The following is a 17,542-nucleotide window of genomic DNA, read 5'->3' as shown; positions in this document are numbered from 1 at the left end:
CCTATCTCAGGTCTTCACGGCCTTTGCCTTCGGCTTTCTCTTCGGGCGTCAGCGGCGCTGGGGGCACCTGTTCAACTTCACGCTCCGTTTCCTTTAACTCCACATGTACGGCAAACTCTGACGGTTCTATCGGCACGCCCTTGTACGTAGCGTATTCGCGTGTATATATCGCTCCCAAATAGAGGATGGCTGCTGTGTAATATACCCATAGCAAGATCAAAACAATGGAGCTCGCTGCCCCATAGGTGGATTCTGTACTGGAGCTTTCGATATAGAAGCCAATCAAAAACCGCCCCACAACAAACAGCAGCGCAGTAAACAGGGCGCCGGACCGTACGGTGCGCCACCGAATATTCACGTCGGGCAGAACTTTGAATATGACGCAGAACAAGAGGTATATAATGCCGAAAGAAAGCAGGAAATTAATAGCGTTCATGAAAAAGACGGTGATGTCGGGAAATATCCGCTGCAGCCGTTCCGTAAACGCTAAAATAACGCCGTTAATAATCAGTGTGACGACCAGTAAAAAGCCAAGACCGATGACCAATGAGGACGAAAGCAGACGGTCCTTAACGACCTTTAGCCAGCCTTTCTTCACCTTCGGGCGAACATGCCAGATTTTATTTATCGAGTTCTGTATATCTCCGAAAACCGTTGTTGCTCCGATCAGCAGTGTCACGGCACTAGTGATAAGTGCAAGATTAGACTTACCTGAAAGAGACAGGTTCTTAATAACCTCTTGTATCTGTCTTGCCGCGCTGGCACCGATCAGCCCCTGCAGCTCCGAAAACACCTTACCTCTGATAGCTTCTTCCCCGAGAAAAATACCGGCTAAAGAGATCATCAATACGAGGATCGGCCCCAAAGAGAATACCGTGTAGTACGCCAGGGATGCGCTATACTTCAAACTGTCTTCGTTCATAAATCCCAGTATCGCGTTCTTAAGGATAGCAAAATGAGATTTCACCACGTTCCACTTTTTTTTGATCATACGTAAGATATTTTATTTGCTTGTAATCAATAAACCTTGATAGCGTTATAAAGTTTAGAAAAACTCTTCTTTGTATGCCTCTTGCCTACCGATCCCGTCGATAGACGTGCCCCAGGGTGGCCGTTACCGTTCAAACCGTTGAGCCGTAGGAAGCCATTATGCCAGATGTCCAATCGCACCGGAACGACAGATGGTAGGCACGACGCGGGAAATCAACGCATGGAAACGCCCCTGTTTTTTGTATTTTTGCGTCAACAATACGCAAAACATGTATAGCTTCAAAAACGACTATTCAGAGGGGGCGCATCCCTTAATACTGCAAAAGCTGGCGGCTACCAATGAAGAGCAACAACCGGGATACGGAGAAGACTCATTTTCCGTATCGGCGAGATCGCGGCTACGTGAGGAAATGCAAAACGACAATGCCGCCATTTATTTCGTTTCGGGCGGTACGCAGGCCAACCTTCTCGTGATCTCGTATCTCCTTCGTCCGCACGAAGCTGTCATTAGCGCCCGTACGGGACATATTTATGCCAATGAAACCGGAGCCATTGAATCTACCGGACACCGGATAATCACTGTGGAGACAGATGACGGCAAGGTCGCACCGGCGGCTTTGTTAGAGGTACTAAAGGCATACCATTTACGTCCGCATGTGGTCAAACCGAGAATGCTGTACATATCCAACTCGACTGAGATAGGAACGGTTTATACGAAAGCGGAACTTAGTGCCCTCTTTCAGCTATGCAACGAAAACGGTTTATTGCTGTTCCTCGACGGTGCCCGTCTTGGACATGCCCTTACGGCCGATACGAACGATCTCACTTTGGCAGATGTAGCGGCTTACACCCACGTTTTTTACGTCGGCGGCACCAAGAATGGAGCGTTACTTGGAGAGGCAATCGTGTTCCAGTCGGCCACGTTAGCGCCTGAATTCGACTACAATCTCAAACAGAAGGGGGCTCTTCTGGCTAAAGGACGCCTACTTGGCATACAGTTCGACCAGCTTTTTGCGGACCGGCTCTATTTCCGTCTGGCACATGATGCGAACCAGATGGCCTACCGTATGGCTACAGCTATAGAGCAGTGCGGTTATCCGTTTCTGACTACGCCGGTTACCAACCAGCTCTTTCCTATCTTGCCCAGGACCGTGATCGACAAGCTCGCTGCCCTATACTCTTTTTATATATGGAAAACGATCGACAATCAGCACGACGCCATCCGGATCATCACATCCTGGGCCACACAAGAAGCGGTCGTCGAACAGTTCTGCCGGGATTTTAAGAAGATCCATGAGGAAATTACTAGAAGCTAAACCATGGAACCGTCGACGTTGCTGATCTTACATTCCTATTACCGTTGGATCGTCCTTGCCGTAATGCTTTTTCAGTTTTCCTGGCTTCTGTATCACCGATACATGGGAAGCGTGTTTCAGAAAAAGCATTTTAATATACTCTTCGCCTGCGCGATAGTCTATAACATTCAACTGGTGATCGGGGTGTTGTTGTACATGCATAGCCCGTTAGTGAAAGCTTTTTTAAACGATTGGACAGCAGGTCTAAAGAACAGGCAGCTCCGGTTCTTCGGACTGGAACATATCACGATGATGACGCTCGCCCTGTTCTTCTCCAACATCATTACGATACAGTCGAGGCGGCGGATAGGTACGGCGGAAGGCTTCCCCTTTCTCTGGAGGCGGTACATCTGGATATTCCTGATGATCTTGAGTTCGATACCGTGGTCGTTCTCTCCCCTAACCAGCCGTCCGAATTTACGGTAACAACCTTCCGGCGAGTCCTAAAAACACATTTTTAGCACGTTTGTCCTTAAATTTTTACAATTTGAACCGGCTCCCGTCGTCTACTTTTCGTTACTTTAGCGCATCTAACAACATTACTAACTCCATATATGCGCAAACTATGCACTTTTTTACTGACGGGGCTGTGTTTTATAGCCTCTGCTCAGGAATCCGGCAAAAAAATCAAAGCAAACTACGATCTCGCCGCAAAATTTTCTCCGGCAAAACTGCAAACCATGATTTTTTCGACGGATGTAAAACCATCCTGGATTAACCACTCGGACAGATTCTGGTACGAATATCGCACATCAGCCGGAAAAAACTGGTATCTTGTAGATCCGCGGACCAAAACAAAAAAATTACTTTTCGATAACGCAGATTTAGCGGCGAAAGTCACGAAGATCGTCAAAAATCCGTTTGATGCGCAACACCTCCCCCTGGAGAATCTGGAATTTACGGACGACGAGAAGAAAATCCGTTTTGAGGTACGCAGCACGAAAGATACACTGAAGAGCAAGGAAGAACGCGAAAAACTCAAAAACAAATCCGACTCGCTCAAGAAAAAGGTATACTACCTGGAGTATGATTTGGGCACACGGGAGCTGAAGGAACTGAAGGAGGACGCCAAAGAAAAAAAATTACCCAACTGGGCCGGCTTCTCTCCGGATACGACGCGCGTCTTCTTCGCAAAGAACTACAACCTCTTCTGGATGGACCGCGAAAATCTGGAAAAAGCACGTAAAGATGAGAACGATTCCACGATTGTAGAACACCAGATAACCACCGACGGCGTTCAATATTATGCCTGGGGAGGCGACCAATACAGCACAACTACGGGCGGCGAGGACGACGATGAACGAAAAAAAAGACACCCGGTTCGCTTGTTATGGTCGCCCGACGGTCAGCACTTTGTTTTAACCAGAAAGGACAACCGCCATCTTAGCCCACTATGGGTAATCAATCATGTAGGGTTAAAACGCCCAACACTAGAGACCTACAAATACCTCATGCCCGGAGAGACCGACTCCACCGAGGTAGAGCTTCATATATTTGAAACAAAGAGCCTGACCTCAAGGCAACTTCCGGTCGCCGCGTTCAAAAACCAGACGGTAGGCATCTACGGCAAAGACGTCGATAAGTCAAGTTACAAAGGAAAACGCTTTATCAGCTACTGGCTAGGCAACAACGATGAGTTTTACATCAGCCGGTCGAGCCGCGACCTAAAGCGCATCGACCTGGTGGCTGTCCGCGTCAACGGCGAGACAAAAACACTCGTTGAGGAGCGCTCCAACGTATACCTCGATGTGAAGAAGCCGTACTTCATAAACAACGGCAATCAGTTTATCCATTGGTCTCAACGCGACGGCTGGGGTCACTTCTATCTTTACGACAAGGACGGAACGCTCGTACGCCAGCTTACGCAGGGTGAATACAACTGCAACGACATCACGGGCTACAACCAGGCAACGCAGCGGTTCACTTTCACGGCGAACGGCAAAGAGCGCGACGAAGACCCGTATTATGTACATCATTACTCCCTTTCTGTTTCGGGAGGCGAGCCAAGGCTTCTAAACAAAGGAAACTTCGATCACCAGATAGAAGTCAGCGAGAGCGGAGATTATTTTGTAGACAACTATTCCAGAGTGAACACCGCACCTGCATCGGCGCTATACTCGACAAGCGGTCAGCTGATCATGAAACTTGAAGATGCTGATCTGTCGCAACTGCTCGCGGCAGGATATAAGTTTCCAGAGCCATTCAAAGTAAAAGCCGGAGACGGGATCACCGATCTGTATGGAGTCATGTATAAGCCATTCGACTTCGACTCCACGCGTGTCTATCCGCTTATAGAATACGTGTACCCCGGCCCGCAGACAGAGGCTGTGAACAAATCGTTCGGCCGCAGTATGGACCGCATCGACCGCCTCGCGCAGATGGGATTCATTGTTATTACCGTCGGCAACCGTGGTGGACACCCGGCCCGATCCAAATGGTATCACACCTATGGCTATGGAAACCTGCGCGACTATGGCCTCGAAGATAAAAAAGTTGCTGCAGAACAGCTGGCGAGCAAGCATCCGTTTATTGATGTCAACCGCGTGGGCATAACCGGACATTCGGGAGGAGGATTTATGTCTACTGCTGCCATGCTCGTCTATCCGGATTTCTTTAAAGTAGCCGTTTCCGGCGCAGGTAACCACGAAAATAATATCTACAATCGCTGGTGGAGCGAACGCCATCACGGCGTGCTGGAAAAGGTAAACAGCAAAGGCGACACCACGTTCTCCTATCAGATAGAACGTAACACGGAACTTGCGAAAAACCTGAAGGGCAAGCTTCTTATTGCCACAGGCGACATCGACAACAACGTACACCCAGCCAACTCCATCCGCATGGTAGAGGCATTAATCAAAGCAAACAAACGCTTCGATTTCCTTCTGCTTCCCGGACAGCGCCATGCCTTCGGAAACATGACCGAGTACTTCTTCTGGAAAATGGCCGATTACTTTTCGGAGCATCTGTTGAACTCCTCCAAAACGAACGAGGTTGACATAACTGAAATAAACAGGGAAACACCGCTTAAAAAGTAAGCGGCCCGCCCCCTAGGGATGCTGTCAGGAAATGGCATCGCTTTACAGCAGAGCGCCCCATTTCCCGACAGCATTTTTTTTATAGCAGTCCGAGGTAAGAGCGGAATAAAATTTGCCCGGATTTAAAACAATCATGGTTTTTACGTGTATGTTATTAACACTACCCTTTAAAACTATGAAGATCGTAAAATTTATCCTGTGCGTACTGTTCGGACTGATGTTTATTAATGCCGGACTGAACAAATTCCTTCAGTATATGCCTATGCCTGAATTATCCGCGGAGCAGTTGGAGCTGTACGAGGCAATGGCTAAACTAAAGTGGATCACACCGCTCACGGGCGTTATCGAAATCGTGGGCGGCCTGCTTTTTATTTTTCCACGGACGCGCGCCCTGGGGGCAATTGTCATTCTTCCGGTGATGGTTGGAATTGTCGCACATAACCTCACGTTTGAGCCCGGAGGGCTGGTCGTGGCACTTCCCCTACTGCTTATAAACCTCTGGATAATATGGGATAATAGCGCGAAGTATAGCGTGCTTCTCCAAAAAGAGTGAATATACAGACCCAGAGGTGACGGACGTGGCGCTTATTAGTAAGCCGTTGTCGTCGTTTTTGCAGAGGAAAACTACCTTAAAAAGCAGCCGAACATGGTGAGCTACGGGAGACCATTGGATAAACGTCAATGAATAATCCCGTGGCGTCAAATGCTCGGATTGGCTTGCTTCGCAGCTATCTGTTGCAGTCTCCGCAATGACGCATTTTTTGCATTCCGCAAACCCTTTAAATTATATTCTTTAGGCAGGCAGTACAGTATAGTCGCTAGAGCTTATCGTCAGATCAGTTGTTTTTCCAGACGTATATAGGTGATACCGTCTTTGTCATATGGCGTCCCGACGGCCGCTAAGCCAAAGCGCCCATAGAAAGGAACTGCGTCGATACGGGCGTTGCACCACAGGAGACGGCCATGCCATTGTTTAACAAACTGTATCGTCTCCCGCATGAGCTCCGAACCTATGCCACACCGCTGGTAATCTGGTAAAACAGCGAATTTTCGAAACTGGTATTCTGTTCCTTCCGCGAACAGGGATATCACACCCACAAGCTGGTTTCTGTGGTAGGCACCGAAATGCGTTGCATCAAAATCTCCATCCGGCAGGACGTCTTTCAGGCTTCCATGCGGATATAGCACGCGCTGGCGTATATGCCACGTGCAAGATGCTACTACCTGCTCAATCTGAAGATCAAAAGTCATCTGTTCGTTTTGTATCCAAAAAGCCCTTCCTGCCGGGTGCACGCGAAGGCTGTTGTCAACAAAAGTACTATTTTATTTTTTATACGATACCGCCGACGGCAGCAGCTGCTCGTGCAGCGCTCCTAGTCCGTCATCTTCTTTCTCGTCTTCTCAAGTTCGCGTACAAAATCCTTTCCCCAGTAGTGTATATCGAAATACCTGACCTGATCGTAGAGGCGCTGTATACGGGCGGCACGCTCATCTTCGGGCATAAGCAATGCTTTCAACAAGCTCTCTTTCATGCTCTTCATGTCGTACGGGTTCGTCAAGATGGCGTACGGAAGTTCCACCGAGGCGCCGGCAAACTCGGATAACACCAACGCCCCCGCGCCTTCCATTATGCCCTGTACGGCGACATATTCTTTGGCCACCAGATTTAGTCCATCACGCAACGGTGTAATCCAGGCGATATCGCTGGTAGCATAGAGGCCTACAACCTCTTCGAAAGGCAACGATCGATAAAAGTACTGGATGGGCATCCAGTCCATCGTCGCAAACCGGCCGTTGATTTCTCCGACCGCTCTGTTAACCTCATCGCGGATATCGTCGTAGATCGTCATACCCTGAGACGGCGGCGTACAGATATTTATTAGCTCCACTTTACCGCGGTATTCGGGATATTCTTCGAGAAATTCTCCAAACGCCTGTATCTTCTCCAAAGGGCCTTTTACATAATCCAAGCGTTCCACAGACAAGATGGTATTCATCTCCTTACCTTTTTTCCTGGCGATTGACGAGCCTATCCGCTGCCGGACATCTGCCCTTTTCAATATCCGCTCCACTTTCTCCATATTCACACCGACCGGCTGCGCCCCGAGCCGTATCTGCCGGCCGTCGATCTCGATAATTTTGGTCATCTGGTCCACGCCCAGGGCACAGCTGTAGGTGAGGAATTGTTTCGCCGCGTTGATCCTTTTCACCACTTTGAAGGGCGTATGGCTGCGCAATACATCGATAAAATTTTCCACGTAACGGGGGATATGGAAGCTGATGAAATCACACAGCAAAAGGCTTCCGATAATATCCTTACGCCACGGGATGATGTTAAAGATGTCCGCTGCCGGAAAAGACGTATGATGAAAAAAGCCAATTTTCAGATCAGGGCGGAGCGGTTTAAGATAGGCGGGAACCATCCACAGATTATACTCGTGTATCCACACGAGTGCATCCTCGTCGGCCTCTTTTGCGATACGTTCGGCAAAGATCCGATTGATCTTCAGATAGTGCTCCCAGTCGTCGTGGTTAAATTTGGCCTTATCGACAAAAGAGAAAATCGTTGGCCAAAAAGCTTCTTTGGAAAACACGCGATAGAACTTATCAATGTCCTCTTTCGCTAAACTGATCGTTGCGGCAACGAGGTTCGGATATTTGTCTTCATCAATCAGCTCGTTTTTCACCTCTTGTTTATCCTTTCGTAACACCTCTTCTCCTATCCAGATCCCCGAGCGTCCTTTCTCAAAAAGTCCAAGCAACGAAGGAATGATACCATTTGGACTCTTAGGTGCTACGCGTATCGTCTTGCCGTTGACTACCTCCTGCTCGAACGGCAGACGGTGATAAACCACCACGAGCTGATTAGATCCTTTCTTTGCCTGAGCCACGTTACGTTTCCCGACGAGATCGCCATATTTCCTAAAGCGCTCGAAATATGACAACGACTCGATGATGCCGCCGGCGCCCGATTCTGCTGCCTGAAAGACGCTGTCTATACCGGCGGTCCTATCCAACAATCCTTGCTCGGCTTTTCCGACCACAACTCCTTTATAACCCGTCTCGTAAAGCGACAGGTCGTTCAGTGTGTCGCCCGCAACCAGGACGCTGTCTTCTTCGATATGTAGCAATTCTACCAATGCTTTCAGCGTACTTCCTTTGTTCACGCCCCGTGGCAACACATCTAAATACATGTCTACGGATGTAATCATATCGCAGTCGAAATCTGCGGCCACCTGACGTATATGCTCCAGGTCGACATCGCCGTTATAATAAAACGAGCAGCGCCGCTGCTGTGGCACCTCCTGAAACGTAACGTCGGCGATCTCGAGTACTTTCGAGCGGATAGCATATGTAGAAGGCCAGCGGCTCTCAATTTCGCCCTGTATAGGCTCCACAGATTCCAGTGTTAAACCGTTGACCACGGTTGCGCCGACATCAGCTATGATGTAGTTGGGTGTCGGAATAAGCGGGTCGTTTAGTAGGGGAATGACAGATTCCAGCCCCCTCCCCGTTACGAACACCAATTGAATATCCGGATGTTGTTTAATCAGGCGGTACAGGCGGAGCCTGTTTTCCATACTTCCGCCTAAAAATGTTCCGTCTAAATCTGTTGCTAATAGCATCATGTTATATTCCTTTCTAATAGTTTAAATTCCGCGGCCACCGGCATGTGATTATAAAGCACCCGGTAGGCGGTATTGACAATCGGGAGGTTAAGTCCCAGTTCTTTTGCTGTTTGAAAAAGCCCCTGCGTCGCGGCATATCCTTCGGCTACCATAGACATTAAGGTCTGGGTCTGCTCCACGCTGTACCCCCGACCGATAAGCTCGCCAAATGTGCGGTTCCGGCTATGCGGCGAATATGCCGTGACGAGTAAGTCGCCGAGATAACTTGAACGGCCAATCTGCGCCTTCGGCACATATAACCCTTCGAGCAGTATCTGCAGTTCGTGAATAGCATTGGAAACGAGTACGGCGAGGAAGTTATCGCCGTAGTTTAGCCCTTTTGCCATGCCACAGACAAGTCCTATCACGTTCTTAAATATTGCCGCATATTCAATCCCGCAGATATCGTGATCGAGGTTTACGTGCACATATCGATTGGAAAAACAGGGTTCCAGCAACTGGAGTAAGCGGTCGTTGGGCGAGCAGATCGTCATATAGGTTTTCTTTCCCATGGCTATTTCCTCTGCGTGGCACGGGCCGGCCAATATGGCCTGCTGCATTTCCTCGATGGCAAATTTTTGCGATACATAGGCCGATGGCAGGTTATTTTCTTTGCCAACCGTACCCTTGATCGATGTCAGTACAGATTTGCCACGAAGCCACTCCGGCCGGATCTCTTCGCAAAGAGCGGGAAAATGGGCGCTAGGAACAACAAAGAGAGCAGTGGAGGTTTGTCGGAGGACATGTTGGAGATCAGTTGACGCTTCGAGGTATCGCGTGTCCAGTTTTACAAAATCGAGATAGTCGGGATTTATCCCCTCCTCGTTTATAGCTTCAACCTGTAACTGACGGCGCAGGTACCACGACACACGTACTTTGTTCTCTGTTAATATTTTTACTAAAGCGGTAGCCCAGCTACCACCACCAATCACACTAATTTCTGTCAAAACGCTCTAGTTATTTTGAAAACGGTAGGCTTTCCGTTCTATAATAGTTATCTAATACGACACAAAGATAACAAAAATAAACTAATAAGCAAAATAAAATACGCTTTAACCCATGAAGGACAGTAAAGACTTAGCGAGAGCGGTGTCCGCCGGATACTAAAAGTCTCAACACGTATTTCCGATGTATGGACGCACTATCGTCTGCCATGGGGCGCGGTTCCAGTCCGGCCATAGCGAGTTGAAGATCATTAAAAGTCTGCTTTGTACCGTACCCCTTTGCCGGGAGCGCTGTTGTGGCCAGTACGAAGGTCTGCGGACGCGTGTAAGTTCCCATAACAGTAATCTCCACCGCAGCCACGCCGGCCCAGACGCAGGCTACACCTTGTGGACAGCGGCTGTCTTCCAACACTTTAGAAAAGGTTACATGCAATCCTTCCCGTTCTAAAAACACAGTTTCGCCGATAGGAAGTGCTAACGCTACGGTATCCGCTCCGTGTTTTACCGGCCGCTGGCCAGCCATTCTTTTCCCCGTACAGGCGCCAATGCCTAACAGGATCACGCCCACGACTAATAAGCTTCGTATATGCATCCGACGATAGTTTTCCGGAAGATACAAAAATAATACCCGCCGTGGTACGCTGCCCAGAAGCCGGAGGCCGACTGAAACCGACACCCCCTGCGTCAAAGCACCAAAACACACTCATATACAACATATTACCGACAACAGAAATCGACCCGCACCAGCGACATACCAAAACATTTTTTTATTTTTAAAAATATATCTCTATACTTGTAACATAATACTTTAGGGGTGTCTGCTTCGGCGGGCTGAGATTTTACCCTTGGAACCTGATCTAGTTCATACTAGCGGAGGGAAAAGTAAGCGCTTTCTTTTGGGCACGGATACGGGCCCGTCGTTAGGCATACCTAAAGTAGAATTTTAATAAACTTTTTAGGTATGCAGATAAAAATCAACAATCAACTTCATCAATTAACGGAGCCTTACCCTGTTCATTTGCAGGAGGCCTTGGCCCTGCTTGTCCCGGATTTAAAGGATAAAGGAGTCGCCGTCGCACTCAATCAGCAGGTTATACCGCGCGAACGCTGGTCGGAGACCCCGCTTCCCCAGCCGGCGGAATTGTTAATCATTACCGCCACACAAGGCGGATAAAAACATCTAAATTAAGATCCCATGCAACATACAACACACACCATCAGCAGAGACCCTCTTCCAAACTCCAGAAAAATATACATTCCCGGACAGCTATTTCCGATTAAAGTTGCCATGCGGGAGATCGCTTTACACCCTACGCGGCTTAGCAATGGCGGCGTCGAAGAAAATCCGCCAGTAACGGTTTACGATACGTCGGGCCCTTACACCGACACGGAGCAGGCTATTGACGTACGAAAAGGTATTCCACGTATACGCGAGGAATGGATTAAACAACGGGGAGACGTCGACGAACTCCCGGAAATAACCTCCTCCTACGGGAGACAACGCCTCCATGACACGAGCTTAGATGAGCTTCGCTTCCATTACCAGCATCGGCCTAAGCGCGCGCGGGAAGGAGCCAACGTGACGCAGCTTCACTATGCGAAGAAGGGCATCATTACGGCAGAGATGGAATATGTCGCTATCCGTGAAAACCAACGTATAGCCGAGTGGAATGAACAACAGGATCTTTACCAGCAGCACCCGGGATTTAGCTTTGGAGCGAACACCCCTAAAGGCAAGATCACCCCGGAGTTTGTACGGCAGGAGATCGCTGCGGGACGGGCGATTATTCCGAATAATATCAATCATCCGGAAAGCGAACCCATGATCATCGGAAGGAACTTTCTGGTGAAAATCAATGCGAATATCGGCAATAGCGCAGTTACTTCCAGTATTGAGGAAGAGGTTGAAAAGGCTGTCTGGGCCTGCCGGTGGGGGGCTGATACAATTATGGACCTGTCCACGGGCAAAAATATACATGAGACGCGGGAATGGATTTTGCGCAACTCTCCGGTGCCCATCGGCACTGTTCCGATCTACCAGGCGTTGGAAAAGGTGAACGGGATAGCTGAAAATCTTACCTGGGAGATTTTCCGCGATACGCTGATCGAACAGGCTGAACAAGGCGTTTCGTATTTCACCATCCATGCGGGCGTACTGCTACGCTATATACACCTCACGGCGAAACGGGTGACCGGCATCGTGTCGCGGGGCGGTTCTATTATGGCAAAGTGGTGCCTTTTTCACCATCAGGAAAATTTCCTCTATACCCACTTCGAAGAGATCTGTCAGATCATGAAGCAATATGATGTGGCTTTCTCCCTTGGCGACGGGCTGCGCCCCGGCTCGATAGCCGACGCCAACGATGCCGCGCAATTTGCGGAACTGGAAACGCTGGGCGAACTGACGAAGATCGCATGGAAACACGATGTACAGGTAATGATTGAAGGGCCGGGACACGTTCCAATGCACCTCATCAAGGAGAATATGGATAAGCAACTGGAGACGTGCAGCGAAGCGCCATTCTACACATTAGGCCCCCTAACGACCGATATCGCTCCCGGGTATGACCACATTACCTCGGCCATTGGAGCAGCCATGATCGGATGGTACGGGTGCGCAATGTTATGCTATGTGACACCTAAGGAGCACCTTGGGCTGCCTAACAAAAAGGACGTCAAAGATGGCGTCATCGCCTACAAGATCGCAGCGCATGCTGCCGATCTGGCGAAAGGCCATCCCGGTGCACAATATCGGGACAACGCTTTAAGCAAGGCGCGGTTTGAGTTCAGGTGGCAAGATCAGTTTAACCTCTCCCTGGATCCGGACACAGCACGCGAGTTTCATGACGAAACGCTTCCGGCAGACGGCGCGAAAATAGCACACTTCTGCTCCATGTGCGGCCCTAAATTTTGCTCGATGAAAATTACTCAGGAGATCCGCGACAGCGTAGAATCAGGTCTGCAGGAAAAAGCCAGTGAGTTCGTGAAATCGGGAAAGGAACTGTATTTATAACATGCGGGTGATAACGCTGAACGAGTCGTCAAAGGAGGAAGTCCGGACGCTGCGCAAACTGTTGGAGTGGCCCGGGATATATGTTCATATCCGCAAGCCGCTGATCACAGAAGTGGCGTTCGGGCGGTATCTTTCGCAATTTTCCGAAGCGGATCGCCCCCGGTTGATTACACACCAGCACTATGCCATTGCGCTGGACAACGGTGTCGCACATATGCATCTGCCGGCGCACGCGAGGGCTGGCCTGCCTGCGGCGTCTCCAGGGGTGTACGCCAGTACATCTACGCATGGTTGGGATGAGTTTAATCAACTTGGGACGGCTTTTCGGAGCGCATTCATAGGGCCGGTTTTTCCCAGCATCTCCAAACCGGGATACGGTACGCACCAACAGCTGGCGTTTACGGGGCGTACCAACTTTGCGATGCAGGCTATCGCCCTGGGCGGAATCAGCGCTGAAAATATAGGGGCATTATCTGGTGCCCACTTCGACGACGTTGCATTATGTGGCGCTATCTGGCAAGCCCGGGATCCTCTGCAGGAAGCCGCACGATGCTATCAGCTGCTACAGGTAAACCACAGATCTTCTAAACATGATATACAGTAAAATACAATACATTTCATCCGGAAGCACGGCAGAAGAGCATTACCAACATATCCGGCAGGCCCTCGCCTGCGGAATAGACTGGATACAACTTCGACTGAAGGATGCTTCCCCCGCCGAAACGCGCACGCTTGCCCGCCGGATATTACAGCTGAAGGAAAACCACAGCTTTACCTTTATTATCAACGATTCCGCCGAAGTGGCGGAAGAGGTCGGTGCAGACGGCGTACATTTAGGCCTGACCGACATGCCCATAGCGGAAGCAAAACGTATGCTTGGGGAGAATAAAATAGTTGGCGGCACAGCGAACACCATTACCGATGTCCGTCAGCGCATCGCCGAAGGGTGCGACTATATCGGCTTGGGGCCACTCCGGTATACAGCCACCAAACGACAGCTAAGCCCCATACTGGGATTGGAAGGGTACGCTGCCATTATGGATGAGCTAAAGCCGCTATTGCCGCCCCCCCTGTTTGCCATCGGAGGCGTGGAAGCCTCCGACATCGAGCCCTTACGAAAGCTGGGGATTTATGGGGTCGCCCTTTCAAAACATCTGCAGCAGCATTTTGCTGATGAAAACCATTTAGAACATTTAAAGACACTCTTGTATGATTAACAAACTGAAAATTGCGGACCGCACATTCGACTCCCGGCTTTTTCTCGGCACCGGAAAGTTCGGCTCGCCCGAAGATATGGAAGAGGCTATCAAAGTCTCGGAAACACAAATGGTAACCGTGGCACTGAAAAGGATAGACATGGAAACAAATACAGACGAAATCCTCGACCGGATACCGGCCGGCCGCATCCAGTTGCTTCCAAATACCTCGGGCGCACGGACGGCCAACGAAGCCGTTCTTGCCGCGAAACTAGCCCGGGAGGCAATGGAAACCAACTGGATTAAACTCGAGATACACCCTGACCCCAAATATCTGCTGCCGGACCCTATCGAAACGCTCCGCGCTTGTGAGGAGCTGGCCAAAGAAGGATTTGTCGTCCTTCCCTACATCCATGCCGATCCTGTGCTTTGTAAACGGCTCGAAGATGCCGGCACGGCTGCCGTCATGCCGCTGGGATCGCCAATAGGCAGCAACCAAGGATTAAAAACCATCGACTTTCTGGAAATCATTATCGAACAGAGTTCAGTTCCCGTGATTATAGACGCTGGCATCGGGGCACCTTCGGATGCAGCAAAGGCCATGGAGCTCGGCGCCGATGCGGTGTTGGTCAACACTGCGATAGCCACGGCAGTCTATCCCGCCGAGGCAGCCCGCGCATTCGCGCTCTCCGTCATTGCCGGGCGGATAGCCTACGAATCGGGACTACGGAAAAGTATGGCGCAGGCAACGCCCAGCAGCCCCTTGACACACTTTTTAAACCAACCTTACGGACATGAGTAGATCATTTCGGGATATTTTCGAGCAATACGACTGGGATCAGATACAGCGCCGGATAGCGGAGACGACATCGACAGACGTATTAAGCGCCCTGACAAAAAAAAAGCGGCAGCTGACCGACTTCCTGGCTTTGTTATCTCCTGCCGCAAAGCCATTTCTCGAACAGATGGCTTACCTTTCCCAAAACCTCACGCAGCAACGGTTCGGGAAAAATATACAGCTGTACGCCCCGCTTTACCTAAGCAATGAATGTCAGAATATCTGCACCTACTGTGGGTTCAGTATGGATAACAAGATCCGGAGACGGACACTGAGCGATGCGGAGATCCTGTTGGAGGCGCAGGCGTTACGGACAATGGGGTTTCAGCACGTGCTACTCGTGTCGGGAGAGGCGAATCATACGGTCAATACGCCTTATTTTTTAAATGCACTACAGCTGATTGCCCCGATTTTCCCACAGCTGTCTATTGAGGTACAGCCATTGGAAACCGACGATTATAAGGCCCTGCACGAAGCCAAGGTAAATGCCGTCCTTGTATATCAGGAAACCTACCACCGGGAGGTTTACAAAAACTACCACCCAAAAGGCAAGAAGTCGAACTTTCACTACCGGTTGGATACGCCGGACCGGATTGGCCGCGCAGGTATACACAAAATAGGCCTGGGCGTACTTCTTGGTCTCGAAGACTGGCGGGTGGACAGCTTTTTCAATGCTTTGCACATTGACTATCTGCAACGTACTTACTGGAAAACGAAATATGCCGTGTCCTTTCCGCGCCTTCGGCCTGCCGAAGGTGTTGCGCCACCGAATTTTAGTATGGACGACGCCGACCTGCTGCAGCTGATCTGTGCTTATCGCCTTTGGAACCCCGATCTGGAACTGTCCCTATCTACGCGTGAGCATGCTATTTTCCGCGACCATGTCATTCCGTTGGGTATTACCTCCATGAGTGCGGCTTCAAAAACCAACCCGGGCGGCTACGTCGTTGAACCTACGTCTTTGGAACAGTTTGAAATCAGCGATGAACGTCCCGTGGCGGCTATCGTCGACAGGATAAGGCAACTGGGCTATCAACCGGTATGGAAGGACTGGCACCCCCAATTCGCAGGAAATTAACAGGACAATAACGATGAGACTCACAAAAGAACAAATCATCCGGTATAAAAAACATATATCGTTGCCGCAGATAGGCTTAGATGGACAGCTGAAAATCAAAAATGCAAAGGTGCTGATTATCGGCGCCGGCGGCCTGGGATCGCCAATAGCACTTTATTTGGCAGGTGCGGGCATCGGAAAGCTCGGCTGCATGGATTTCGACCGGGTAGAAGTCCACAATCTTCATCGGCAGGTAGCGCACACCGAACACACCATTGGTCTCGCAAAGGTGCACAGCCTGCAAAAACAGATCGGGCAACTGAATTCGGACATAGTCTTTGAGCCTATTGAGGAAAAGGTTAGCGGCGAAAATATTGAGCAATATATTTCTTCTTACGATGTGATTGTCGACGGCTGTGATAACTTTGAAACGCGTTATATTGTTAATGATGCCTGCGCCAAACTGCGGAAACCGCTGGTTTATGGAAGTGTGTTGAACTTCGAAATACAGATGGCCGTCTTCAATTATCAAGGCTCAAAGGATCTACGTGCCATTTTTCCGGAACCGCCAAACCCAGAAGATGTGCCGAGTTGCGATCTGAACGGTGTCATGGGCACAACGCCCGGTATTCTGGGACTTATGATGGCGCAGGAGGTGCTAAAAGTTGTCCTCGGTCTGCCGTGCCTGTACAACCAGTGGCTGATCATGGATACCCTGCGATGGACTACAACAACGATTAATTTCTGACCAGGGTTTAGGTACGAGCAAGCCCACGCGTACAGTTCCTGCGAATATTTTCGAAAAATCAACTTGTTATTTTTTTTCAAAGTTCGTATATTTAAACATCTACTAGCTCGTTATGTTTACAAAACTAATTGCCATAGATGACCAGAAAATAGGAACTGTACATTTTTACGCATATGTTGTCAAAATCGACGTCGACGATGTGGGGTTTGCTATATTCATGGACAACATGGGTACGCCGTTAATTTATTTCTCAAAAGAAGGAGTTAACACAGTAAATTTCAAAATTGACAACGACCAATTTCTTTGGATCGTAAAAAACAGCAAATTTTCAAAATCGGAAAGAAAGCTGCTTTACCAGGAGTTCGAATTCTTCCTGCGCGCTATGGAACAACGTGCGAAAGCGTACCTATTTAAGAACGCTACCGTACATTATATTTCGAACTCCCGCGACATCGTCCGTTACAAAAACCATTATATTACGGCAAGCATAGAGCTGATAGAACAAGCCTATAAATAGATGCGCAGACCTCAAAAAAAGCATCAGATAATCCATATAATATCCATAATTTTCACTATTTTTGATAAATACGGCTTTAGGGGTATTCTGTAAAGAATTGAGAGAGTCCCTTTGCACCTGATCCGGTTCATACCGGCGTAGGGAAAAGCATCAATTTGTGTCTGGACACGTTAGCTTATTC

Annotated in this window: 17 protein-coding genes and 2 riboswitches; of the genes, 12 read left to right on the top strand and 5 right to left on the bottom strand. The window is 49.4% G+C overall.

Annotated features, from left to right (window positions below):
* Nucleotide 1: 1 nt before the first annotated feature.
* Complete coding sequence (locus BC792_RS05015; RefSeq protein WP_148907888.1) at nucleotides 2-991, bottom strand: YihY/virulence factor BrkB family protein; 990 nt, start codon at nucleotides 989-991, stop codon at nucleotides 2-4.
* A gap of 268 nt (nucleotides 992-1,259) precedes the next feature.
* Here BC792_RS05015 and BC792_RS05010 point away from each other — a divergent pair, with 268 nt between their 5' ends.
* The 4 genes from BC792_RS05010 to BC792_RS04995 all read left to right on the top strand — a co-directional run bounded on the left by BC792_RS05010 (nucleotide 1,260) and on the right by BC792_RS04995 (nucleotide 5,933).
* Nucleotides 1,260-2,306: a threonine aldolase family protein gene (locus tag BC792_RS05010; RefSeq protein ID WP_148907887.1), complete on the top strand. Its 1,047-nt coding sequence runs from the start codon at nucleotides 1,260-1,262 to the stop codon at nucleotides 2,304-2,306.
* 3 nt (nucleotides 2,307-2,309) lie between these two features.
* Nucleotides 2,310-2,771, top strand: a complete 462-nt coding sequence (locus BC792_RS05005) for a hypothetical protein (protein ID WP_148907886.1) — start codon at nucleotides 2,310-2,312, stop codon at nucleotides 2,769-2,771.
* A gap of 128 nt (nucleotides 2,772-2,899) precedes the next feature.
* Nucleotides 2,900-5,380 carry a S9 family peptidase gene (locus BC792_RS05000; RefSeq protein ID WP_148907885.1) on the top strand — a complete coding sequence of 827 codons (2,481 nt, stop codon included), beginning with the start codon at nucleotides 2,900-2,902 and terminating at the stop codon, nucleotides 5,378-5,380.
* Between the two features lie 175 nt (nucleotides 5,381-5,555).
* Nucleotides 5,556-5,933 (top strand): MauE/DoxX family redox-associated membrane protein, encoded by a 378-nt coding sequence (locus BC792_RS04995; protein WP_148907884.1) that lies wholly within the window; start codon nucleotides 5,556-5,558, stop codon nucleotides 5,931-5,933.
* Nucleotides 5,934-6,211: 278 nt separating this feature from the next.
* Here the strand turns inward: BC792_RS04995 and BC792_RS04990 are convergent, their stop codons facing one another.
* The 4 genes from BC792_RS04990 to BC792_RS04975 all read right to left on the bottom strand — a co-directional run bounded on the left by BC792_RS04990 (nucleotide 6,212) and on the right by BC792_RS04975 (nucleotide 10,584).
* On the bottom strand, nucleotides 6,212-6,631 hold the full coding sequence (locus tag BC792_RS04990; RefSeq protein WP_148907883.1) for a GNAT family N-acetyltransferase: 420 nt from the start codon (nucleotides 6,629-6,631) through the stop codon (nucleotides 6,212-6,214).
* A 122-nt stretch (nucleotides 6,632-6,753) separates the two neighbouring features.
* Complete coding sequence (ggpS, locus tag BC792_RS04985) at nucleotides 6,754-9,009, bottom strand: glucosylglycerol-phosphate synthase (RefSeq protein ID WP_246154855.1); 2,256 nt, start codon at nucleotides 9,007-9,009, stop codon at nucleotides 6,754-6,756.
* On the bottom strand, nucleotides 9,006-9,995 hold the full coding sequence (locus BC792_RS04980) for an NAD(P)H-dependent glycerol-3-phosphate dehydrogenase (protein ID WP_148907882.1): 990 nt from the start codon (nucleotides 9,993-9,995) through the stop codon (nucleotides 9,006-9,008). The genes ggpS and BC792_RS04980 overlap by 4 nt, the downstream gene beginning before the upstream one ends.
* Before the next feature lie 130 nt (nucleotides 9,996-10,125).
* A complete protein-coding gene (locus tag BC792_RS04975; RefSeq protein WP_148907881.1) occupies nucleotides 10,126-10,584 on the bottom strand; it encodes a hypothetical protein in 459 nt (152 codons plus the stop codon).
* 208 nt (nucleotides 10,585-10,792) lie between these two features.
* A riboswitch (TPP riboswitch) is annotated at nucleotides 10,793-10,888 on the top strand.
* 65 nt (nucleotides 10,889-10,953) lie between these two features.
* Between BC792_RS04975 and thiS the strand changes: the two genes are divergently transcribed.
* The 8 genes from thiS (at nucleotide 10,954) to BC792_RS04935 (ending at nucleotide 17,361) form a co-directional block, all read left to right on the top strand.
* Nucleotides 10,954-11,166, top strand: coding sequence for a sulfur carrier protein ThiS (gene thiS, locus BC792_RS04970; protein WP_148907880.1), 213 nt, complete (start codon nucleotides 10,954-10,956; stop codon nucleotides 11,164-11,166).
* Between the two features lie 21 nt (nucleotides 11,167-11,187).
* A complete protein-coding gene (gene thiC / locus BC792_RS04965) occupies nucleotides 11,188-13,005 on the top strand; it encodes a phosphomethylpyrimidine synthase ThiC (RefSeq protein WP_148907879.1) in 1,818 nt (605 codons plus the stop codon).
* A 1-nt stretch (nucleotide 13,006) separates the two neighbouring features.
* Complete coding sequence (locus BC792_RS04960) at nucleotides 13,007-13,609, top strand: thiamine phosphate synthase (RefSeq protein ID WP_148907878.1); 603 nt, start codon at nucleotides 13,007-13,009, stop codon at nucleotides 13,607-13,609.
* Nucleotides 13,596-14,222, top strand: a complete 627-nt coding sequence (locus BC792_RS04955; protein ID WP_246154852.1) for a thiamine phosphate synthase — start codon at nucleotides 13,596-13,598, stop codon at nucleotides 14,220-14,222. Before BC792_RS04960 ends, BC792_RS04955 begins: the two co-directional genes overlap by 14 nt.
* Nucleotides 14,215-15,003 carry a thiazole synthase gene (locus tag BC792_RS04950; RefSeq protein WP_148907877.1) on the top strand — a complete coding sequence of 263 codons (789 nt, stop codon included), beginning with the start codon at nucleotides 14,215-14,217 and terminating at the stop codon, nucleotides 15,001-15,003. The genes BC792_RS04955 and BC792_RS04950 overlap by 8 nt, the downstream gene beginning before the upstream one ends.
* On the top strand, nucleotides 14,996-16,117 hold the full coding sequence (gene thiH / locus BC792_RS04945) for a 2-iminoacetate synthase ThiH (protein ID WP_148907876.1): 1,122 nt from the start codon (nucleotides 14,996-14,998) through the stop codon (nucleotides 16,115-16,117). Before BC792_RS04950 ends, thiH begins: the two co-directional genes overlap by 8 nt.
* A 13-nt stretch (nucleotides 16,118-16,130) precedes the next feature.
* Entirely contained in the window at nucleotides 16,131-16,844 is a 714-nt protein-coding gene (locus tag BC792_RS04940) for a HesA/MoeB/ThiF family protein (RefSeq protein WP_148907875.1), read from the top strand.
* A gap of 112 nt (nucleotides 16,845-16,956) precedes the next feature.
* Nucleotides 16,957-17,361 carry a hypothetical protein gene (locus BC792_RS04935; RefSeq protein ID WP_148907874.1) on the top strand — a complete coding sequence of 135 codons (405 nt, stop codon included), beginning with the start codon at nucleotides 16,957-16,959 and terminating at the stop codon, nucleotides 17,359-17,361.
* 68 nt (nucleotides 17,362-17,429) lie between these two features.
* A riboswitch (TPP riboswitch) is annotated at nucleotides 17,430-17,522 on the top strand.
* Nucleotides 17,523-17,542 lie beyond the last annotated feature (20 nt).

The sequence above is a fragment of the Sphingobacterium allocomposti genome, from assembly GCF_008124885.1.
In the GTDB taxonomy this organism is placed as follows: Bacteria; Bacteroidota; Bacteroidia; order Sphingobacteriales; family Sphingobacteriaceae; genus Sphingobacterium; species Sphingobacterium allocomposti.
The sequence above is the reverse complement of the archived record's forward strand: the minus strand, read 5'-3'. Positions and strand labels throughout refer to the sequence as shown.